The sequence below is a fragment of the Oceanospirillum sediminis genome, from assembly GCF_014164585.1.
In the GTDB taxonomy this organism is placed as follows: Bacteria; Pseudomonadota; Gammaproteobacteria; order Pseudomonadales; family Halomonadaceae; genus Oceanospirillum; species Oceanospirillum sediminis.
The window spans coordinates 1-5,255 of record NZ_JACJFM010000032.1; the positions used below are offsets into that span (position 1 = coordinate 1).

The following is a 5,255-nucleotide window of genomic DNA, read 5'->3' on the forward strand; positions in this document are numbered from 1 at the left end:
GCGTTTTCTTACCGGGCCAGCGTCCGGGATTCTCTTTCATCGCCTTCTGATAAACCCCATGACGTTGTAACAGGATCTTTTTATCGTCGCCTCTGTGACGCTGACCCGGCGTCACGAAACGGATCTGACTATGCTTGTGCTCTTCGTTATAAAACTCCGCAAATTCCTGCACCCATTCTCTGGCTGAATCCAGCGTTTCAAAGCCTGAGGTCGGCCATTGAGGGCAGTATTTCAGCGTTCTGAATAAGGATTCAGAGTAGGCATTATCATTACTGACCCGTGGCCGGCTGTAAGACGTCTTCAGGCCCAGGGCTTCCAGTTTTACTCTGAACGTACTCGCTTTCATCACACTGCCGTTATCAGAATGCAGCACCACAGGCTCCGACCAGCAGCCTTCTCTCAGTACCGTACGTTCCAGCAGTTCACAGGCATAATCCGCCTGTTCGGCATCATAGACTTCCCAGCCCACCAGCTTACGGCTGTAAATATCAATGACCGCATACAGATAACAGAACCGTCCCCGGACATGAGAGGGCAGATAACTGATATCCCAGCACCAGACCTGATTCGGACCACAGGCCGTATGCGTCTGTAATGCTCTTTTCTCCGGTGTTTTCGTCCGGCCTCTGTGCCCGCACTGTCCTTCCGACTTCAGTACCCGGTAAAAGCTGGACTCTGAAGCCAGATAAATACCCTGATCTGCCAGAGCCGGTACGATCTGCGAGGGCGGCAGGCTGGCATAAGGCGCTTCATTACACACCTGAATAATCGCCTGACGTTCTTCAGGGCTTAATGCCGTCGCAGGCTTCGGGCGTATCGCTTCCGGACGACGGTCATACTGCACTTCTCCTGACTCATCTATCCAGCGCCTGAAAGTACGGGCAGACAGTCCGATTTCTGCCGCGACTTTCTCCCGGCGGGCTCCTGATACCACCGCTTCAGTAAACAGATCGATCAGACGTTTACGTTCATCAGGAACCGTCAGTTGTCCTCGTCCTCCCCGTCGTACAGGGCCTGTAACTTTTTTCTCAGGACCAGCAAAGCGGCGGTTTCTGCCAGTGCTTTGTCCTTTCTGTGCAGTTCACGTTCGAGTTGACGGATGCGTTTGCGGTCCGCTTTACGCTGTTGCTTTTCTTTCTGTTCCTGCAGGGGGTGAGTAGCAGCACCGGCAATACAGGCCGCTTTCCATTCTCTGACCTGCTCAGGATACAGCCCCTTTTCCCGGCAGTACTGGCTGAGCTCGGCTTCGGACAGAGAAGCGGTTTCTACGACAACGGCAAACCGGGCTTCAGCGGACCATGAATCTGTTTTGCTCCGATGACCTGGCACGGGAACTCCTTCTGAGCGACATTGTTTCCGCCAGTTGTACAGGGTCTGCTCAGAAACACCTTCTTCGCGGGCTACATCAGGGACAGAGCGATTCTGAGGCGGCAGTAGTTTTTTCAGTATGGCTTCACGACGTTCATCAGAATAACGAGGCATATCCGATCCTTCAGCCCGCTGTTGAATTGTTTTTTTTCAATAAAGGTTATCGGACAACTATCCTGACACAGCGGGAGAGTAGTCTGTAAAAAAGGGGGACTGTTAAACCAGACCCCTTCATTTTAATCTGATCCTGACTGAAAAAAGACTATCCAAAACAGTTACTCAGTTTTATCTACAGCCTAAATAATTTATGCCCTATTATTTAAATAGCTATATGCTTCATTAACTTTTTTTTGAATGTCATTCATTTTTTCCAATACTATATTTGGTTCTTCTTCGTATTTATCAGGGTGATACCTAGATGACATTTTACGATAAGCTTTTTTAAGGTCTTGTTTCGAAAAGCCTGGGCTAAGACCTAATGTTTCACAATAGTAGTCATAGCTGTTATTATCATGTTTTTCTTCTTTTTCTTCTTTTTCTTCTTTTTCTTCTTTTTCTTCTTTTTCTTCTTTTTTGTTTTTTCTATATTTTACAAAAACAATTAATAGTAGGAGCAAAAGAATAGTATGCAAGTAATCTATCCCCGATGTACTTGTATTTTTTTGCTCTTCTTGAATAGATGATTTTTCTGTTTTTAAAATTGCATTTTTTTGTTTTTCTTTTTCTTCTTGAGTAGGTGTTTTTTCTGCCTTTAACTTTGATAAGAGATTGTATGAATATACTGTGTCAGATTCAATAAGTAGTTTTTCAGCAGTTTCAAAGTCATTCTTATCATAGTAGTATATGTTTGCTAAAATGTATAATGCTCTACTATAAGGATTTTGGGCAAATTCTGTTTTCGTTTTTTTACCCCTGTTGTTATCAATATAACGTTGTATTAATGATAGCCCTTTATCTTTGTTTTCTTCTACACCCAAGCCATAATAGTACTGTGAGCCAAGTCTGAATTCTGCCTCTTCAAATCCAAGATTTAATGCTTTTTTAAAAAAATAAAATGATTTTTTATAATCATTTAGCGCTGAATAAATTACCCCTGAATTGTAAGCGGATTGTCGTATTTCATCTGAGTGTGACCATGAATTTTTTGATTCTGATTCTGAGATTATTTCAAAAATTGAGACTGCTATTTTATTGGTGGTTTTCTTTATGGTAACATAATTAAACATTTCTTTTCTATTTGCAGCTCTGTAGTAATTATAGCTGAAACCTAAATGTTCTAGGGGATTTTCAAATTCTTGGCGTGATATCTTTACAGCAGAATTAAACAAACAATAAGGATAGCTATCAGGAGTGCAAAGATCCAACTTTTTAAAGTGTTTTATTGCTTTTTCATTATCTATATTGGTTCCTAGTCCCAGCATATAGCTTAGGCCTAATATAAAGTCGACCCTGCGATACCCTTTGTTAGATAGATTGTTAAATATATTAAATGAATTAGATAAATTTTGAGGTTTATCTATCCCATAGAAAAAATTGATCCCCTCGTAAAATAGTTTTTCATTCTCAGATGTATTGGAAAATGAATAACTGCTTGTTAAAAGGGTTGTCAATATAAGAAAAAACAATAAAATCTTAGATGTGATTGTTTTTGTTGTATTTTTAATGGCAATGGTCATATTAAAATTCGCCTCAAGTATAGAAGGAGTTAAATATTATGGTATGACAATATAATATGCTTTTTTTAAATTAAAAAATTGACTGAGGTGGTAATAAGGTTCGGGAACACCTAATTAAAAACTCCCCATTCTATAATTGGTAAAGCATATTTCAGCACTTAGCAAGGTATAAAAAGTCTAAAGCCCCTAATTGATAAAGGTTGTGGGGTGTTCAAAAGGTCCTCTGGCAGTGGCAGGCTGAACAGGCCCGTCAGAAACAGAAAGAACAGAGCCGGGCTGATTCTATCGGTACAAAGACCGCACAGTGTCTGAAAATACTGGGGCTTCGTCCGGGGTTTACTCAGAAAGAACTCAAAGCAGCCTATCGAAAAAAACGATCCGAATACCATCCGGATAAGCATCCCAATGCGACCGAACAAGAAAAAAAAGGACTTCGGAGACCTTTTCAACCTTGTTCAGGAGGCCTATGAACATCTGAGTAAATTGTAGTGGCAGAAACCTTCAGGTTAAGCCATTATTTTTGTATGGAATTGATCGCTATCGGAAATATAGGACTGTTTTGATGCGTCTGAATCTTAAGGGATTTTTTCTTTTTATGTTGCTGTCCGGTTCTGTCATGGCCGGGCCTGTCGAAGATGTGCTTCTGTTATGCCGTGGGACGGCCAGTGTCACGGCACTGTCTGACCAGATTAAAGCCTCTCAAAGAGCGGTGCTGGATCTGTCAGATAAGAAACAGTCACTCAGTGGCCAGAAAAAAAAGGCGGGTTCTGTTTCAGAACAGGATGTTATCCGCCTGTTGCAGAAACAAGGCCCTGCAGGTGACTCAGATTCTGAAGCTTACTCTGCCTGTATACAGAACCTCGCCCCGTCTTTTCTGGGACGGGTAGCCAGTATCGATGGCAGAACGGTTCAGGTTTATGATCAGGGGTATCCGGGCTTTGTGAAATTACCGATCCGTCACAATGCCGAGCAGAAAAGTGAAAATGTATCGATGTCTCTGAATAATATTTATATCGACGATTATCAGATCCGTTTTAATTTCCGGTTTTTTAATAAGACGAATGGAAATAAGAAAGTCCGCATCACAAAAGACAGTTTCCAGCTGTTGCTGGAAGACAGCGGACAAGAACTGGCCCCGGTACGTTTTGAGGGGCTTAAGGACAAGGATCGTCAGGTCCTGCTCTCCCCGAAAAGCAGCAAGTTTATCGCGGTATCCTTCAACAATCCGAATTCAAAGGAACTGATGCGTTTTAACAGTTTATGGAGTCTGCCCAGCAGTCAGGTCAATATCGGATTAACGCTGATCACCCGGTCTCTGAACCTGCACTGGCTACATGTTAAATCCTAGTCTTATGGCTATGCCGGCCCCTTTAGTGAACAACATTAACATCTTCTTCTTTTAAAGGATCTACTATGGAGTTGGAACAAAACCAGATTAATACCTTTTCTTTTTTTTCTGCCCCGGAATTCTCTGAAAAAATTCAAGATAGCCCTGCGATAATGCTAAAACAGGCAGAAGAAGGGGATGCAGAAGCTCAGACTAATCTTGGCTGGATGTATCAGAATGGCCTAGGCGTAGAGCAATCTGATCAACAAGCCGTGCATTGGTATCAGAAGGCCGCTAAGCAGGGAAATGCAATCGCTCAAACCAATCTTGGCTTGATGTATTTGTATGGCCGGGGCGTTAAGCTATCGTATAAGGAGGGTGTGTATTGGTGTCAGAAAGCCGCTGATCAGGGCGATGCAAGGGCTCAGGCCAATATCGGCTGGATGTATAGTGAAGGCAATAGCGTTGAGCAATCTGATGAACAAGCTGTCTACTGGTATCAGAAAGCCGCGGATCAGGGGGATGCATTTGCTCAGAATAGTCTTGGCTTCATGTATTACTTCATGTATTACCACGGAGAGGGTGTTGAGCAGGATCTCAAACAAGCTGCCTATTGGTTTCAGAAAGCAGCGGATCAGGGCGATGTAGTAGCACAGTTTAATCTTGCCTGGATCTATTACAATGGTCGTGGCGTCGAGCAGTCTGATGAACAAGCTGTCCGCTGGTATCAGAAAGCCGCGGATCTGGGTCATGCAGAAGCACAATTTTATCTTGGTCAGATGTATATGAATGGCAGGGGTGTTAAGCAGGACTATCGGCAAACATTCCATTGGTATCAGAAAGCGGCTGAGCAGGGACATGCAAACGCTCAATACAATCTTGGC

Annotated in this window: 5 protein-coding genes; 3 read left to right on the forward strand and 2 right to left on the reverse strand. The window is 43.0% G+C overall.

Going from position 1 to position 5,255, the window contains the following annotated elements; all coding sequences use genetic code 11:
- Together H4O21_RS25985 and H4O21_RS27095 are read right to left on the reverse strand one after the other, a co-directional pair.
- Window positions 1-1,482 (reverse strand): IS3 family transposase gene (locus H4O21_RS25985; protein ID WP_255487375.1). Its coding sequence is split into 2 segments (ribosomal slippage), with 1,483 coding nucleotides annotated over them: window positions 1-996 and window positions 996-1,482; the frame shifts between segments, so codons are not numbered across the junction. This gene is flagged as partial in the annotation.
- 191 nt (window positions 1,483-1,673) lie between these two features.
- Complete coding sequence (locus H4O21_RS27095; protein ID WP_305082235.1) at window positions 1,674-3,044, reverse strand: DnaJ domain-containing protein; 1,371 nt, start codon at window positions 3,042-3,044, stop codon at window positions 1,674-1,676.
- A 200-nt stretch (window positions 3,045-3,244) separates the two neighbouring features.
- Between H4O21_RS27095 and H4O21_RS26350 the strand changes: the two genes are divergently transcribed.
- The 3 genes from H4O21_RS26350 to H4O21_RS18590 form a co-directional block, all read left to right on the forward strand.
- Entirely contained in the window at window positions 3,245-3,514 is a 270-nt protein-coding gene (locus H4O21_RS26350; protein WP_182810389.1) for a DnaJ domain-containing protein, read from the forward strand.
- Between the two features lie 92 nt (window positions 3,515-3,606).
- A complete protein-coding gene (locus tag H4O21_RS18585) occupies window positions 3,607-4,392 on the forward strand; it encodes a hypothetical protein (protein WP_182810390.1) in 786 nt (261 codons plus the stop codon).
- 65 nt (window positions 4,393-4,457) lie between these two features.
- Window positions 4,458-5,255 (forward strand): tetratricopeptide repeat protein (locus H4O21_RS18590; protein WP_182810391.1); only part of this gene is annotated, 798 nt, incomplete at its 3' end.